The organism is Paenibacillus sp. FSL E2-0190, assembly GCF_037992965.1.
Lineage (GTDB): Bacteria > Bacillota > Bacilli > Paenibacillales > Paenibacillaceae > Paenibacillus_AQ > Paenibacillus_AQ odorifer.
This window is the reverse complement of sequence record NZ_CP150306.1, coordinates 1176311-1191726: the sequence shown is the minus strand read 5'-3', so window position 1 is coordinate 1191726 and position 15416 is coordinate 1176311. Positions and strand designations below refer to the sequence as shown.

Below are 15416 nucleotides of genomic sequence, written 5' to 3'. Positions count from 1 at the left end.
ATGAACATTCTCATATCATTGATTCTGTGCATCAAACGAAAAAAAATGATACTATGTATGATGGGTATAGGACTTTGCTATCCTTATATCGTTTTTATATATTACAACAAGAGGAGATAATATGAGTAACGAACAAAACTTTTGGCTTGATTTACCGAAGCCGTTTTTTATATTAGCGCCCATGGAAGATGTCACAGATGTTGTATTTCGGCACGTCGTTAGTGAAGCTGCGAAACCCGACGTATTTTTCACAGAATTCACAAATACAGAAAGCTATTGTCACCCTGTAGGAAAAGACAGTGTACGTGGTCGATTAACGTTCACAGAAGATGAGCAACCGATTGTCGCTCATATTTGGGGTGATAAACCCGTATTTTTTGAACAGATGAGCATTGATATGAAAAAACTTGGTTTTCGTGGTATCGATTTAAACATGGGGTGCCCAGCACAAAACGTCGCATCGAATGGAAAAGGTGCTGGATTAATAAAACATCCTGAAGTTGCAGCAGAAATTATTCAAGCAGCAAAAGCAGGTGGATTGCCAGTTAGTGTTAAAACAAGATTAGGATACTCTGATATTGACGAGTGGCGCGATTGGCTAGGACATATATTGAAACAAGATATTGCGAACCTTTCCATTCACCTTCGTACAAAAAAAGAGATGAGTAAAGTAGAGGCACACTGGGAACTAATCCCTGAAATAAAAAAATTACGCGATGAAATTGCTCCAAATACGTTGTTAACTATTAATGGAGATATTCCTGACCGCGCAACAGGATTAAAATTAGTAGAACAATACGGCGTTGATGGAGTCATGATTGGCCGCGGCATTTTCACCAATCCATTTGCCTTTGAAAAAGAACCTAAAGAACACAGCGCGAAGGATTTTCTCAATTTACTTCTTTTACAGTTGGATCTTCACGATAAATATTCAAATGAACTCGAGCCACGTTTATTTAAACCACTTCTTCGCTTTTTCAAAATCTATGTTCGTGGATTTAGAGGCGCAGGCGAACTAAGAAATCAATTAATGGATACAAGATCAACTGATGAAGTACGTCGTTTAGTAAAAACTGTTTTAGAGCAAGAATTAGATTAAATTATACCCACAAAAAAAAATGAGAGACCTCTCAAAAGTTCAATGAACTTATGAAAGGTCTCTCATTTTTGTACTATGTGGTCAAATGGTGTTTCCTCTCAAGGAAACTCATCATCGAATTGCTTCGATAATGATTTCCTTACATCATGCCGCCCATTCCACCCATGCCGCCCATATCTGGCATGCCGCCGCCTTTTTCAGGCTCAGGCTTGTCAGCGATAACTGCTTCAGTAGTCAAGAACATAGCAGCTACGGATGCAGCATTTTGAAGCGCGGAACGAGTTACTTTAGCAGGGTCAACGATACCCGCTTCGAACATGTTCACCCATTCACCAGTAGCAGCGTTGTAGCCGATACCTACTTCTTCTTTTTTCAAGCGGTCCACAATTACGGAACCTTCTTGACCAGCGTTAGCTGCGATGGTGCGAATTGGCTCTTCCAACGCGCGAAGCACGATGTTAACGCCAGTTTTCTCGTCGCCAGTTACGTCTACAGCAGCAACAGCGTTATATACGTTCACAAGAGCTGTACCCCCACCGGATACGATACCTTCTTCAACCGCTGCGCGAGTTGCGTTCAGGGCATCTTCGATGCGAAGTTTGCGCTCTTTAAGTTCAGTTTCAGTTGCAGCGCCAACTTTGACAACGGCTACGCCGCCAGCCAATTTAGCCAGACGCTCTTGCAATTTCTCTTTGTCGAACTCGGAAGTTGTTTCTTCCAGTTGAGCACGGATTTGGCTTACGCGTGCATTGATGTCCGCTTTGTCGCCGCTTCCGTCTACGATTGTTGTGTTTTCTTTAGTTACGCGTACTTGACGTGCGTTACCCAGTTGTTCAATGGAAGTGCTCTTCAGATCAAGACCGAGCTTTTCAGTGATCACTTGGCCACCAGTCAGGGCAGCGATATCTTGCAGCATAGCTTCACGACGGTCGCCAAAGCCAGGAGCTTTAACAGCAACAGCGTTGAATGTTCCACGCAGTTTGTTCACGATCAGCATAGCTTGTGCTTCGCCTTCGATATCTTCAGCGATAATAACAAGCGGTCTAGCTTGTTGAACGATTTTTTCAAGCAATGGAAGAATTTCTTGAGTGCTGCTGATTTTTTTATCAGTGATCAAGATGTATGGATTCTCCAAAACAGCTTCCATTTTGTCTGTATCAGTAATCATGTATGGGGAAATGTAACCACGGTCGAATTGCATACCTTCTACTACTTCAAGCTCAGTAGCGAATCCACGGGATTCTTCAACAGTGATAACACCGTCTTTACCTACTTTTTCCATAGCTTCAGCGATCAATTGACCTACTTCATCGTCAGCAGCAGAGATAGCAGCTACTTGAGCGATAGCTTGGGAATCTTCGATAGGCTTAGCGATTTTTTGCAATTCTTCAACAGCTGCACGAACCGCTTTGTCGATACCTTTACGGATAACCATTGGGTTAGCACCAGCAGTTACGTTCTTCAGACCTTCGCGGATCATAGCTTGAGCCAGAACCGTTGCAGTTGTAGTACCGTCACCGGCTACATCATTAGTCTTAGTAGCAACTTCTTTAACCAGTTGAGCACCCATGTTCTCGAATGCATCTTCAAGTTCGATTTCTTTAGCGATCGTTACACCATCGTTAGTGATGAGTGGGCTACCAAATTTCTTCTCAAGCACCACGTTGCGGCCTTTTGGTCCAAGTGTAACTTTTACCGCGTTTGCCAGAGCATCTACACCACGAAGCATAGAACGGCGAGCTTCTTCACTGAATTTAATTTCTTTAGCCATTGTGTAATTACCTCCTAGAATTTTTTGTATATCATATTACTTTAAGTAGTTTAGATTTAGCTTATGATCGACTCTTGCTTAGTCAAGAATCGCGTGAATGTCGCTTTCTTTCATAATCAAATATTCTTTACCTTCATATTTGATTTCTGTACCTGCATATTTTGAGAAAAGAACACGGTCGCCTTCTTTAACTTCAAGTGCTACACGTACTCCATCTTTCAAAGCTCCGCTGCCTACTGCAATAATAGTTCCTTCTTGTGGCTTTTCTTTCGAGGAGTCCGGAAGCACAATCCCGAATGAAGTTGTTTCCTCCTGCTCGCTCGGTAGCACCAATACGCGTTCACCTAATGGTTTGATCATGAAAAAATAGCCTCCTTTAAAATTATGTTATTTTGCTTCAAAACATAGTTTAGAACTTACCGGTCAAACTTAGAATGCTGTGATGTTCTTGAAAAATATCAATGGAACCCTGCTAATCTCCAGCCCATCTCCTATTTTTCAAGAGCGTTAGCACTCAACAGCGTGCAGTGCTAACAACAATTTTTATGATACTCAACTTGAGCCCGGATTTCAAGTCTTTTTACACAAATTCGTATTAGTTTTCGCAAAAAAATACGTTTCAATGCTTGTCCAAGCACACACTCTATTACATTGTATCCACGGGTTTTGAAAATATGCGTAGGATTCCAGCGCTTTCCTCTCACCCCTTATAGATATGAAGGTTGCTAGAATGGTTAGACCTTTGCATCTAATGATCCTGATCGATAACAATTACTTACTAAGTTTATTCAATCCAACTAATGAAATCAACTTATAGCAAAAAAGCTGCCGATTCGTAGAAAATCTACTTAGCGGCAGCCTCTCTCCTCACTCCTGCTTCTGAACATACCGTTCATCCCGTGCCGCGTCCGCAGCAAGTTGCTTGCGATAGACAAATGCAGATAAAAATACACTGAACTCATACAAAATGAGCAGTGGAATCGTCACCAGAAAGTCTGAGATAAAATCCGGGGGCGTGATAACTACAGCAATAAAAACAAGCGTGAAATAGGCGTACCGACGCATTTTACGCAAGCGTAGCGGGTTGAGAACTCTTAGTTTGGTCAGAAACATCACCAGCAATGGAAGTTCAAACAGCAATGCCAGCGGCAATACCAGGCTGAACATGAAGTTAAAATACTGTGCAATCCCGTAGGTCTCTTCCAGTCCCATGCTTCTGGTAATTGAGATCGTGAACGAGAGTGCCATTGGAAAAACAATATAATAAGCAAAAGAAAGACCGATAAGGAAAAGAACAAACACATAGGGAACATAACGAAGTGTCGCATTTCGCTCCTCTGACCGCAGGCCCGGACTGATAAATGCCCACAGCTGGTAGGCAATAAACGGGACAGAAATCACTAGCGAAACGGCCATCGCGATCTTCATGTACATCCCAATGCCATCCCAGAATGAGAATGCATGCAGAACAAAACCTTGCGCCAGGTCCGTGCTAATCAAATAATCGTAAATAGGCTTTGCACAAAATAATCCGCCTATTAATCCAAGGACAAATACGATTAACACATAAATAATCCGTTTGCGCAGCTCGGTGAGATGATCCACCACCGACATTTCTTCCGATTTCAGAGACATCCAGACACCATCCCATGACAAGAGTAAAAAAGATAACACTAACTTTCTTCAAAGCAGTGTCCGTTGCTGCGGAAAGCAAAGAAAAAGGGGCGTCTCCTCAAGTCTAGTAGACTCCTGAGATTGCCCCATTGAAAGATCTTCTATTATTCCGGCAGGCGTTTGTCCTGAGGAATATCTGCAGCGACCGTTTGCGGGGCCGTCGGCACAGGAGCTTCGCTCTTCTTCACCGGTTCATTATCCCCGATGATTTCACGCGCGCCTTCCTTAAATTCACGGAAGGTTCGTCCAACTGCACGGCCTAGCTCTGGCAGTTTATTTGGGCCAAAGAGCAGAAGTGCCAGTATGACCAACAAAATAATACCAGGAGTACCAATTCCACTAAACATTATTATTCCTCCTTGTCCACCTGTCCGTTCATGGTATCGTTTACTTTAATTTAATAATACCATAACTTATGTCACAGTTACATCCACTTTCTTCTATAAATAGATTATCATTGTGACGTGACAAGAAGATGACAAAGGGTTATTGGCGGTATTGGCCAGTTACCATGAGCAGTGCTTCCGGTAATTGATCCATAATAGCTGCCAGATTCTCATGAACACCCTTCGGCGTTCCAGGTAAATTGACAATCAACGTGCGACCGCGAATGCCGCATATCCCACGAAAAAGCATAGCTGCACGGTTTTTTTGCATCACTGTGCTTCGCATAGCTTCTGAGAGCCCAGGCACTTCCCGTTCTACCACTCGCCGAGTAGCATCCGGGGTCACATCACGAATCGCCAGATCTGTGCCTCCGGTGGTCAGTACCAAATCTGCCTGAAAATAGTCCGTCAGTTCAATCAAGGCTGCGATAATCTCATCTTGTTCATCGGGAACGATTCGATATTCAATGATCTCGCCACCTAGTTCCTCTTCCACCAGCTCCCGAATAACCTGGGCGCTCGTGTCTTCCCGTTCGCCCCTGGCCCCTTTATCACTGGCCGTTAGGATTGCTGTCTTCCACGCCATAGGTTTGTCCTTCCTCTCTATATGTATAGTTGGCTGTACAGTTCAGCCTGCTCGCCTCAGCGCTTCGAACAAAAGCAGCTGATACTTATTCGAGCGCATAATCTCCGTTCTTGCCCCCGCTCTTAGATACCAGAAGCGTCGGTCCGATAATCATATCCTTCTGAATAGCCTTACACATGTCGTACACCGTTAGTGCTGAGGCAGAAACAGCGGTTAAGGCTTCCATCTCTACTCCGGTTTTTCCTGTAGTACGGACTGTTGCTTCTATATAAAGTTCATCTTCGCTGTTATCGGAGAAGCTGATATCAATACCGGTAAGTGGCAGCGGGTGGCACATCGGAATCCAGTCTGACGTTTTCTTAGCCGCCATAATCCCGGCGATCTGTGCAACAGCAAGGACATCACCTTTGCTGATCTTGCCACTCTTAATGGCGCTCAGCGTTCCAGCAGCCATCTTGATCATACTCCGCGCGACAGCTGTCCGCTTCGTAATCTCCTTCTCACTCACATCCACCATACGAGCTCTTCCCTGCTCGTTGAAATGGGTCAATTCCATGGCTCACTCTCCTTTTCGGCAGTGCACTATACCATTTTCAGTAATCAGCATGTCCATTAAAGCGTCATGCTCATCCATCGGCACCCTTGGAACCAACTGCATGCCGTAAGCTAATCCGATCCATATCGGGGGCTGTGCGCTAACGTACCCGGCCTTCTCCCAAGACGCACGTAGCCGGTCATAGTATCCTCGACCGTAGCCAAGCCTGCCGCCTTGAAGATCAAATGCTAGCCCTGGTACGAACACAACAGCAGGTAGCTTAATCTCTTCAATCTCTAATAAATCTCTGCTGGAGACAACAGGTTCATGGATACCATAAGCCCCCGGCTCTAAATCGCTCCATGCATTCACCGCGTGGACACTCATTTCACCGCTTGCTGGAATTACACGCGGCAACAGCACCTTACGCTGATCTTTCCACGCCTGTGTGATAAGTGGGCGGGTATCAAGCTCTGAACGAAAAGACACATAGGCCATTAGTGAAGTTATACCCTTCGTCTCCAGCCACTCCAATGCATAGTGGCAGACTTCAGATGATAGTTTACTTCTCTGGTCCGAAGACAGCTCGTTTCGGGCGATGGTCTTCTCCGTTCGTAATTGTTGCTTTACTTTGGAGATCTCCGACTCCTTGCTGGACATTGTCGGCCTCCCCCTCTTATTCATCCCTAGCTTATCCTTGTTTGTAAATCCAGTTTACCACTCTTCTCCCCGGTTCGCCAAGGTGGATAGAACTGTGTTATCGGACTAGGTCGTTATTCCCTCCTTACATTAGATCGAACCCTCGCTTGGGAAACGCTTTTCATGTAAACTATAGAATAAGTTGTTCATACGGCTGAGGGATAAATACCAAAGCGAAATATGCAAGGGTGGAGGTTTCATCGTTATGCTTCTTCAAGCGACAGGAATTACTAAATCATACGGTATACAGAACGTACTGGATGGCATAAGCCTACAGGTAAATGAAAAGGAACGTGTCGGGCTAGTGGGTGTGAATGGTGCCGGCAAATCAACTTTTCTACAAATTCTGGCCGGTGAGATGTCTTATGACAGCGGTCAAATTCATAAATCAAAAGAAACAACAATCGGATATTTAGCTCAGAATAGCGGACTGCAATCTGACAAAACCATTCATGAAGAAATGATGGCGGTCTTCGCTCCGCTGATCGAAGCCGAAACTGAGCTGAGAGAGTTAGAAGTAAGTATTGCTGATCCTAAGCTCGCGGAAGACCCCAAGCGGTACGAAGAACTGCTTGAACGATATGCGCGGCGCTCGGATTGGTTCAAGGACCACGGCGGCTATGAAATGAATACACGGATTCGCAGTGTCCTACACGGCATGGGCTTCAGTGATTTCCCACCAGATACACCCATTTCTACCCTTAGTGGAGGCCAAAAGACCCGGCTCGCGCTGGCCCGTATTTTGCTTCAGGCTCCAGATCTTCTGATGCTGGATGAGCCTACTAACCATCTGGATATCGAAACGTTAACGTGGCTGGAGGATTACCTCCGCAGCTATGCTGGCGGGATTCTGGTTGTATCCCATGACCGTTATTTCCTAGACCGTCTCGTGACCACTATTGTAGAGATCGAGCGGCACCAGTCCCGGCGTTATACGGGTAACTACAGTCGTTATGTAGATTTGAAGGCTGCCGAATATGAAGCACGGATGAAGCAATATGAGAAGCAACAGGATGAAATTTCTCGAATGGAGGATTTCGTTCAGAAAAATATTGTCCGGGCTTCCACCACAAAACGTGCGCAGAGCAGACGCAAAGCGCTTGAGAAGATGGATCGTCTAGATCGTCCAATGGGCGATCTGAAGAAGGCTAGCTTCTCCTTTGAGCCAGACTTCATGTCTGGAAAAGAGGTGCTTCAAGTGCGCAATGTTGCGGTTGCCTTTAATGAAGGTTCACCTTTATTCAAGGACGCTTCTTTTGAGCTTCGTCGTGGGGAGACTGCTGCCCTGATCGGTCCCAATGGTATCGGTAAATCCACATTGCTGCAGTGTATGACCGGAACCCGTGAGCCTTCTGCTGGAACGGTGAATTGGGGCACTAAAGTAAAAATTGCTTATTATGATCAGGAACAGACCCGCCTTAATCCACAAAATACGGTTATGGAAGAACTGTGGAGTGAATATCCAATGATCGAGGAAGCCAGAATTCGTACGATCCTTGGTAATTTCCTTTTTAGCGGAGAGGATGTTCTTAAGAAGATTTCCGCACTCAGCGGCGGCGAAAAAGCTCGGGTTTCGTTATCTAAACTAATGCTCCGCGGTGCAAATATGCTAATTCTCGATGAACCTACCAACCATTTGGATCTGGTCAGCCGTGAGGTTCTGGAATCTGCTTTAATTGATTTCGAAGGCACCCTGCTGTTCATCTCCCATGACCGTTATTTTTTGAACAAAATGGCGGAAAGGGTACTGGAGCTGCATCCCGAAGGGATCGACCAATACCTCGGCAACTACGATGACTATGTCGAGAAGAAACGAGAATTAGAAGAGATTGCAAAAGATGCCGCTGAACTAGCTACTAAAAACGTCAATAAGGACGCTGCTGTACCTGAAAAAAGCGCTGTAACCTCTTTTGAAGCAGACAAGCAGGCTAAGCGTGAAGAGCGTAACCGCAAACGGCGTATCGCAGAGCTTGAGGAGAACATCGCCTCACTTGAAGAATCAATCGTATTTATAGAGTATGAAATGACTAAACCTGAAGTTTATCAGGATTATTTAGCACTTCAAGGTTATGAAGAGGACCTGAAGAACAAAAAATCTCAGCTGACAGATTTCTTTAGCGAATGGGAAATCCTTGCTGACGAATAATGTAAATCCTCCTTATAAATATTTTTTCATCGTTCTAGATTTGTTCATAAATAGTTATCCACAGCTCTATACACAGGTTTCGTGTATAACTCCCTACTTCAAAAGACCCTTCGGGGTCTTTTTTATGCGTTAAATCGGTATTTTCAAAGAAAAGGAATTATTATCCACGGATCTATCCACATTATCCACAATTCTCACAGTGTTTCATTGCCAACAAAATTGTTTATTAGAGCATTTTGAAAAAAGCCGTTATTGCTGATTTTACGCACTTTTTACACAACTCAGGCAGAATATGTGGATAACGTTGTCCACAACTTGACAAAAGACGTAACCCCATTTTACAAGACTGATTTTATGCTAAAAAAGAACCCGCTATCTCCTAAACTGACAGCGGGCACGTCGTATTTTAGACAATCTGTGTAGAGAGCAGGGCAGCATTACAGGCTGCGATATAAGCGATGCCTGCCGCCATAATTATATCTTGGTGAGTGGCCGTGCCTCTGAATTTAAGGCCCTCCCACTCCACCATCACCGCTGCTTCTGCTTGCGCATTCTCTCCGCTTCCAAGCGAATGAAGCTCGAGTCCTGCAAAGTCTATCTCCTCAGCAATCCCTTGCCCAATAGCAGCGATAATCGCTTCAAGCGGACCTTCACCAGTGCTGGTATGTGACGTTTCCCGGCCAGTCTGCAGATGGCGTACCGTAACTGCAGCTACACGGCGCTGGGCACTGCCCGCCAATACCTGAACCTCACCCAGCTCATAGACCTGAGCTTGTTGTCCAGTTGTACTGCTTACCATTTGCAGCAGCTGGTCATCACTGACGACCTTTTGACGGTCAGCGGTCTCTTTAAAGGACTCATAAAGTGCATCCAGCTCCGCAGGCTCCAGCGTTATTCCATACTTCGCAGCCCGATCCTTCAGCGCATGTCTGCCAGAATGTTTGCCCAGAATGATCATGCTGCGGGGGATGCCCAGCCGTTCGGGATCCATAATCTCATAGGTACTACGATCCTTGAGCAGGCCATCCTGATGAATCCCGGACTCATGCTGGAAGGCATTTCTTCCGACGACCGGCTTGTTATAGGCGATTGGGAAATGCATCGCTCCACTAATCAGCCGGGAAGTATCATACAGTTTATCCAGCATGATACCTGTTTCTGCACCGATTGCATCGCCGCGGGTTTCAAGCGCCATAACAAGCTCTTCCAGTGCGCAGTTCCCTGTGCGCTCGCCTACACCGTTCACGGTGACTTCTATCTGAGTCGCCCCTCCATCAATCGCTGCCAGACTGTTAGCTACAGCCAGCCCCAAGTCATTATGACAGTGGGCACTATAGCTGACCTTGCCGCCGCCTCTTGCTCCCTGCCGCACTCTCCGGAACATCTCGCCATATTCATGTGGCAATGCGTATCCTACTGTATCCGGCAGGTTAATAATGGAGGCCCCTTCCTCTATAACTGCCTCAACCATTTCAATCAGATCATCAATCCCTGTCCGCGCAGCGTCCATGGCCGTGAATTCAACTACATCACAGAATTGTCGCGCATAAGCCGTCATCTCACGCGCTTTAGCTACGACTTCAGCTCTGCTCATACGCAGTTGATGCTGCAAATGAATATCAGAAGAGGAGATAAACAAGTGAATCCGCCGACGTTCAGCATCTTGAGTGGCCCGGACTGCAGCATCGATGTCTCCTTTTACGGCCCGCGCGAAACCACAAATCTCCACGTTGCGCACCTTGCGTGAAATCGTCTGCACCGCTGCAAAATCTCCAGGACTCGATACCGGGAACCCCGGCTCCATTACATCAACACCCAGATCAGCTAGCTTATAAGCCAGCAATATTTTTTGCTCAGGAGTCAGACTAGCCCCAGGGGCCTGCTCACCGTCACGCAGGGTCGTATCGAAAATTTGAATACGTTTCTTAACTGGAATAATCATCTGAATTCCTCCTAGTTTTGTTTTCATGTAATTGGATGCCTTATCTCTATCCTATGCTTCAGCGCAGAACCACACGTCGACTTGCGGTTCTGCTCATTTCCCACCCACTGCTGCCGGCAGCTGAAACAAATGAATCTCTGCACAATGTGCAGAGTGTTCACTTTTGGCGTCTTATGTAGCGTTGAGTCCATTCCCCGGACTTCTTCTACAAGAACGCAAAAACCCGCCGTCTCTAATAAAGAGACGGCGGGTTACCCCTCCGCGGTACCACTCTTTTTGACGCATCAGCTGTCACTAATAACAAGCCTCAAAGCTGCGTCCAGCTCTTCTTCCCGGTTCAAGCTGGCATGCCAGCTTAAATCCGGAAAGGTCCGATAACGAGGACAGCCGTAGGCAGCGTACTCTTGTTCCGCCGCTCCGCTCCCGGGCGAGCTTCAAGAAATCCGGTGACTGCGTCGCACCAACCCGCAGCTCTCTGTTCACCGTCAAACTCTACTACTCCCGTTCTTAGCGTGTATTATATAAATTACTCACCACTCTAAATCCATACAAAAAAGCCTGCCATCTCATTCAAGAGACGACAGGCTGTTAACCTTCGCGGTACCACTCTTGTTGATGCTCTGTATCGGCTAAGTTCCTGCCGATTCCAATTAAACATCCACTCTACGGTCCAGTATGTTAGGTACTAGACCACCCTATCACGGAGGTTACCCGTAAACGGTGTACAAACGTTCCGGCGACAATTGCCAGTAATGCTTCCACCGCTCCGCTCCCAGACGAGTTCAGGACTCCTTCGACTGCGTTGCACCCACCCGCAGTTCTCTTATCCCAGAGTATCCTTACTACTTCCGCTCATCGCGTTTGCCTTGTTTAATTGAACTGATTATACTCGTTAGCTCCAAATGATGTCAATAGGCAGATACAGACCATTGTTCCAGTGAGAATCCAGGGTCAGCTACCATATCCAGCGGTATTCCACCGTCATGCTGCCACTTCACGTATGCAGCCGCTCCAATCATCGCCGCATTATCCGTGCAATACACCGGTGGAGGAATAATAAGTTCAATGCCCTCCGTTTCACAGCGCGAAATTAATGCCGAGCGGAGTCCACCATTAGCAGCGACCCCCCCACAGAGCAATAACTGTCTGGAGTTAGTGGCTTTAACGGCGCGTACCGCCTTTTCCACCAGCACTTCAACTACGGATTCTTGGAACCCCCGGGCGATGCCTGCGACATTGGGTTCAAGACCTTTCATTTTGCTCTGATTCACCACATTCAGCACCGCCGATTTTAGACCGCTGAAGCTGAAATCATAAGAGTTCGGCTCCAGCCATACCCGCGGCAATGCAACAACTTCCGTCGCTTCGCGTGCCAGGCGATCTACATGGGGTCCGCCGGGATAAGGGAACCCTAGCGCTCGAGCCACTTTATCATATGCTTCACCTACAGCATCATCACGCGTGCGGCCGATAATTCGAAACTCACCCTCACGCTCCATATGAACCAGTTCAGTATGTCCACCTGACACCACTAGTGTCATACATGGATACTGCAGCTCTGCAACCAGACGGTTAGCATAGATGTGGCCTGCAATATGATGCGTGCCAATTAACGGCTTGCCCCATGCAAGAGCAAGGCTTTTAGCTGCTACTACCCCGACCAGTAAAGCTCCCACCAAACCCGGGCCTTGAGTCACCGCTACCGCAGTCAATTGTTCGGGTGTAACGCCTGCCTTGGCGAGCGCTTCCTCGATTACGAGCGTAATTACCTCCACATGTTTACGGGAAGCCACTTCTGGCACCACGCCCCCAAAAGCACGATGTGTCTCTATTTGACTCGAGATGATGTTGGATAACACTTCTGATCCGTTTTTGACCACGGCCACCGAGGTTTCATCACAACTGGTCTCTATAGCAAGTATTAGTACAGGTTGAGCTGCGCCCGTTTCTGTCTTCATTTCAAGTCCACGCTTCCTTCCAAATAGCCATGCTCCTTATACTCCGGTAGATCCGCCCACATAATGAGTGCATCCTCGCGATTATCGGAATAATATCCTTTGCGCGTACCGGCAGAACGAAAGCCTTTTTTACGATATAAATTCTGAGCTACCTCATTGGATACCCGCACCTCAAGCGTAATGGATTTCATGCCTACGTAAGAGGCAGTATTCATTAACTCCTCCAACAGGCGCTCCCCCCATTTACGTCCACGATAAGCTTCGAGTAAGGCAATATTCGTCACATGCGCCTCATCCACGATAGCCCACATTCCAGCATAGCCAATTATATGACCTGCCAGCTCCATAACCATGTATTTAGCAAAATGATTATGCGTCAGCTCATTCCGGAAAGCTTCCTCCGTCCACGGCATGGTAAAGGCTTCGCGCTCAATAATAAGAATGTCCGGAATATCCTCCAGCTTCATCAGACGAAAAACAAGGTCAGCCTCTTGTGCTCTCAATGATTCCACTTCCGTCATCGTTTTAAGCCTCCTTTACTACTTAACCGCAGATTGGCCTCCGCTTCCGAAATCTGAGTATAGTTAGGGATCAAGCTATGAATATCATCATTCTCTACTTGCAGCCGGGCTTCACCAAGGAAGCCTGTCCAGCGGCCCTCCAGCTCATATGGAATAGCTACAGAAGTGCCGAGTTCCGCCAGCGGATGTAGTGATTCTTCGCTGCCATGTACAGCGGTTTCTCCAACAAACCATAGAATAGCTGGTTTAGTTCCTTCAGCTGAAGCCTGTTGTAAACGTTCTGCCAAGTACTCCACCCAGTCGGCCATCAACCGGATGGCATCTGGTTCAAGGCGGCTAAGAGAACTATTCCCATCCGCTGCGAATAATCCTGTGTAGACCTGTCCCCGACGCGCATCCATCAGTGGAATGATCCAGTCTGGACCGTAGCCACTGTTCGCAGTGGCTTGTCCTGACTCTGCTGTCGTCTTATTCTTAAGGGCTGTTTCATACCCACCCCATGCCACAGCATGCAGGCTCGAAATACCAACTACCGGGACATTCCATGCCCAAGCCAGTGTTTTGGCAGCGGTAACCGCGATCCGTGTTCCCGTATAAGATCCCGGGCCCACACCAACCGCAATCCCGCCCAGATTAGCAGCGGTTGTTCCCGAAGCTTGCAGCGCCTGCTCTATAATCGGCAGCAAATGCACCGAATGATTCCGTTCACCGGAAGCATTAATTTCATGCAATAATTCTCCATTCTCGGTCACTGCAACCCCCAATACGGCAGTTGATGTATCCAGCGCTAAAAGCCGCTTGCGCGGCTCTGTATTCTCGTTCGTCATTTTTATTAACCCCACTTCTTGATCAGCTCCCGGCAAAGCTCACCATAAGGCTCCCCGATTGCGGTCACCGTAATGATTCTTTCCTCCGGTCCAACTGTTTCCATGTATATATGCATATGCCGCGGCGGCATTAACTCCGTAATAATACTGCTCCATTCTACCAAACAAACACCCTGACCATAGAAATACTCATCCAATCCAAGCTCATCTGCTTCCTGAAGTGAAATCCGATATACATCCATGTGATATAACGGCAGACGACCTTCGTACTCTTTAATAATAGTAAAAGTAGGACTGTTTACGATCCCTTTCACTCCAAGATGGCGAGCATAACCTTGCGAGAAGGCCGTTTTTCCTGCGCCTAGATCACCGTCCAAACCGATAACCATGCCTGCCGTTGAAGCAGCAGCTATTGCACTTGCCAGTTGCTCCGTATCCTGCAGATTATAAGAACGGTAAGTGAACACCGTTTCGACTGTTTTGTCCAACTACAACTACCACCTTTTAAAATATACCTGTCGAAAACCATTACATTCAATTATATCGGTATGGTCCATCCACCGCAACAACTGTCCCTGCCCATTGTTTAAGCCTAAGGAAGTACGGCCCTCTTCTTCACTTGCGTGTTTAAGCTGAATTTCGATACCGAACGCTGCGTAAAAGGCTATGTAGAATCATTCCAAGGATAATGACTAAGATTCCTCCCCATGACAATAAAGAAGGTGAAGGCGAAGACAGGATCAGCATTTCACCTAATAATGCGAATAATACCTCTAGGGATTGGGTGGCTTCGACTGCCGCTAATCCGCTCATGCTGCTCCTTACCATATCTGTAGCCTGAAAGAATAATACTGTCGCAATTACTCCTGAACACAGCGCAACAATAATGGACTGTCCTGCCTGATCCAATATATTGGTTTAAATCTTACACCGTCAACATTGATGTCAGTTATGCTTCAAATCAAAAAGAGACCTTTACGCAAACTTAAGCATAAAAAGTCTCTTTTTTAAAAAACTATAATTCAGCTTTAACGTACGCTCTAAGTAGACCTTTGTTAGTGCTCTTGCTCTTCGAGTCGTTCAACACCCACAGTGTGCGTATTGGTTGGTCGAGAGCCAACTTGTACCGTAGCCATTCCGTTCTCTTCATCCACATGTTCAATCCATACAGGCTCCCCATCCAAATGTACACTTACAGTTTCTTTAGAAGCATAGATATCCTGTGCCCGTTTGACGTCCACAACTGTTCTCCTCCTTTATCTTTCCTAAAGT

15 protein-coding genes, 1 pseudogene and 2 other annotated features are annotated in these 15416 nt (G+C 46.5%); of the genes and pseudogenes, 2 read left to right on the top strand and 14 right to left on the bottom strand.

Annotated elements, in window-relative coordinates; all coding sequences use genetic code 11:
• The first annotated feature begins 121 nt into the window (after positions 1-121).
• Positions 122-1099: a tRNA-dihydrouridine synthase gene (locus NST25_RS05060; protein ID WP_076129221.1), complete on the top strand. Its 978-nt coding sequence runs from the start codon at positions 122-124 to the stop codon at positions 1097-1099.
• Positions 1100-1238: 139 nt separating this feature from the next.
• Here NST25_RS05060 and groL read toward each other — a convergent pair whose 3' ends face one another.
• From groL to NST25_RS05025, 7 genes are all read right to left on the bottom strand, one after another.
• Entirely contained in the window at positions 1239-2870 is a 1632-nt protein-coding gene (groL, locus tag NST25_RS05055; RefSeq protein WP_076129222.1) for a chaperonin GroEL, read from the bottom strand.
• 78 nt (positions 2871-2948) lie between these two features.
• Positions 2949-3230 (bottom strand): co-chaperone GroES, encoded by a 282-nt coding sequence (gene groES / locus NST25_RS05050; RefSeq protein ID WP_036676506.1) that lies wholly within the window; start codon positions 3228-3230, stop codon positions 2949-2951.
• A 507-nt stretch (positions 3231-3737) separates the two neighbouring features.
• Positions 3738-4505, bottom strand: a complete 768-nt coding sequence (gene tatC, locus NST25_RS05045; RefSeq protein ID WP_340393424.1) for a twin-arginine translocase subunit TatC — start codon at positions 4503-4505, stop codon at positions 3738-3740.
• 143 nt (positions 4506-4648) lie between these two features.
• Complete coding sequence (locus tag NST25_RS05040) at positions 4649-4891, bottom strand: twin-arginine translocase TatA/TatE family subunit (RefSeq protein ID WP_036676510.1); 243 nt, start codon at positions 4889-4891, stop codon at positions 4649-4651.
• A gap of 139 nt (positions 4892-5030) precedes the next feature.
• Positions 5031-5516 carry a MogA/MoaB family molybdenum cofactor biosynthesis protein gene (locus tag NST25_RS05035; protein ID WP_036676512.1) on the bottom strand — a complete coding sequence of 162 codons (486 nt, stop codon included), beginning with the start codon at positions 5514-5516 and terminating at the stop codon, positions 5031-5033.
• A gap of 85 nt (positions 5517-5601) precedes the next feature.
• Positions 5602-6072, bottom strand: a complete 471-nt coding sequence (gene moaC, locus NST25_RS05030) for a cyclic pyranopterin monophosphate synthase MoaC (protein WP_076129224.1) — start codon at positions 6070-6072, stop codon at positions 5602-5604.
• A gap of 3 nt (positions 6073-6075) precedes the next feature.
• A complete protein-coding gene (locus NST25_RS05025; protein ID WP_340393423.1) occupies positions 6076-6711 on the bottom strand; it encodes a 5-formyltetrahydrofolate cyclo-ligase in 636 nt (211 codons plus the stop codon).
• Positions 6712-6955: 244 nt separating this feature from the next.
• On the opposite strand from NST25_RS05025, the gene NST25_RS05020 reads away from it, so the two are divergent.
• Positions 6956-8896 carry an ABC-F family ATP-binding cassette domain-containing protein gene (locus tag NST25_RS05020; protein WP_340393422.1) on the top strand — a complete coding sequence of 647 codons (1941 nt, stop codon included), beginning with the start codon at positions 6956-6958 and terminating at the stop codon, positions 8894-8896.
• A gap of 406 nt (positions 8897-9302) precedes the next feature.
• On the opposite strand, the gene NST25_RS05015 is transcribed toward NST25_RS05020, so the two are convergent.
• From NST25_RS05015 to NST25_RS04985, 7 genes and pseudogenes are all read right to left on the bottom strand, one after another.
• Entirely contained in the window at positions 9303-10838 is a 1536-nt protein-coding gene (locus tag NST25_RS05015; RefSeq protein WP_340393421.1) for a 2-isopropylmalate synthase, read from the bottom strand.
• A 236-nt stretch (positions 10839-11074) separates the two neighbouring features.
• Positions 11075-11356 (bottom strand) — a binding site (T-box leader).
• 52 nt (positions 11357-11408) lie between these two features.
• Positions 11409-11703 (bottom strand) — a binding site (T-box leader).
• Positions 11704-11746: 43 nt separating this feature from the next.
• On the bottom strand, positions 11747-12796 hold the full coding sequence (tsaD, locus tag NST25_RS05010; RefSeq protein WP_076099403.1) for a tRNA (adenosine(37)-N6)-threonylcarbamoyltransferase complex transferase subunit TsaD: 1050 nt from the start codon (positions 12794-12796) through the stop codon (positions 11747-11749).
• Complete coding sequence (rimI, locus tag NST25_RS05005; protein ID WP_036676521.1) at positions 12793-13317, bottom strand: ribosomal protein S18-alanine N-acetyltransferase; 525 nt, start codon at positions 13315-13317, stop codon at positions 12793-12795. The genes tsaD and rimI overlap by 4 nt, the downstream gene beginning before the upstream one ends.
• Entirely contained in the window at positions 13314-14144 is an 831-nt protein-coding gene (tsaB, locus tag NST25_RS05000; RefSeq protein WP_340393420.1) for a tRNA (adenosine(37)-N6)-threonylcarbamoyltransferase complex dimerization subunit type 1 TsaB, read from the bottom strand. The genes rimI and tsaB overlap by 4 nt, the downstream gene beginning before the upstream one ends.
• Before the next feature lie 5 nt (positions 14145-14149).
• Positions 14150-14611 carry a tRNA (adenosine(37)-N6)-threonylcarbamoyltransferase complex ATPase subunit type 1 TsaE gene (tsaE, locus tag NST25_RS04995; RefSeq protein WP_254849004.1) on the bottom strand — a complete coding sequence of 154 codons (462 nt, stop codon included), beginning with the start codon at positions 14609-14611 and terminating at the stop codon, positions 14150-14152.
• Between the two features lie 160 nt (positions 14612-14771).
• A pseudogene (locus tag NST25_RS04990) lies at positions 14772-15047 on the bottom strand (multidrug resistance efflux transporter family protein); the annotation flags it as partial.
• 152 nt (positions 15048-15199) lie between these two features.
• The gene (locus tag NST25_RS04985; RefSeq protein ID WP_036676525.1) at positions 15200-15385 is read right to left on the bottom strand and encodes an H-type small acid-soluble spore protein; all 186 of its coding nucleotides are present in this window, start codon (positions 15383-15385) and stop codon (positions 15200-15202) included.
• Positions 15386-15416 lie beyond the last annotated feature (31 nt).